The 1,023-nt window shown below is 37.2% G+C and carries 1 pseudogene; it reads left to right on the top strand.

Going from position 1 to position 1,023, the window contains the following annotated elements:
* Nucleotides 1–26: 26 nt before the first annotated feature.
* Nucleotides 27–1,023: pseudogene (locus AC1DUW_RS30300) on the top strand (acetate--CoA ligase family protein); the annotation flags it as partial.

Genomic DNA, 1,023 nt, shown 5'->3' on the forward strand with positions numbered 1-1,023 from the left:
GTGGAGCGTTTGGTGTATTAACTTATATGGCAGCAGCGCAGAATGGGCTAAGCTTTAATTACTTCGTGAGTGTAGGAAATGAAATGGAAACTGAATTCTCAGATATTATTGAATATATGATTCATGATCCAAAAACAAGTGTAATAAGTGGTTACTTAGAAGGAGCTAAAAACCCAGATAAATTAAGAAGCTTAGCTAAAGAAGCGTTGGATAGAAATAAACCAATTGTTGTCATGAAAACAGGACGAAGTATAGCCGGTAGCAGAGCTGCTGCATCTCATACAGGATCACTTGCCGGATCAGATAAGGTATATGATGCCTTTTTTAAACAATCAGGCATGGTTAGAGCCGACGATTATGAAGATATCATATCTTTTTCTAAGCTTTTCCTTTCCAATAAACTTCCAAAAGGGAGGAATACGGTAATAATCACTAGTTCTGGTGGCAGGGGTATAAATGAAGCAGATCGTTGTGAGGCCTATGGTCTTAATATCATACCACTAAGTTCGAAGACAACAACAGAGATTAAGCGATTTTTACCTAACTTTGCAAGCGTTTCCAACCCTGTTGATTTAACAGCTGCTGCATCAGTTTCAAATCCAGAATTATTTTTAGCTCCATTACGAGCACTTATTGAGGATCCAGATGTCGATAACATCATTTTCACAGAATTTCCGTTCAGTTGGACCGCTGAAAATCCATTATTGCAAGAGTTTATAGATATTTGTAGCCGTTCAAATAAATTTGTATTTATTACAACATTCCCGTTAGATGGTATGTCCCTTCCTCCGGGAACTCCAGAGCTTGTGAAAAATGGTATTCCAGTTATACCAGGTAATCTAAATCCAATTAGAGGATTAGCTAAATTAGTGGAGTACAGTGAATACTATCGGAAAAATCAGGAAGCGAACGTTTTCAATTCCTCAAAGAAAATAGAGAAACAAAGATTACAAAGCTTGTTGGAGCCCGGTACTACATTAAGTGAATCTCAAGCAAGTGATATTTTAGAACGCTATCAGATTC

It is taken from the genome of Peribacillus sp. P4_C12 (assembly GCF_056402095.1).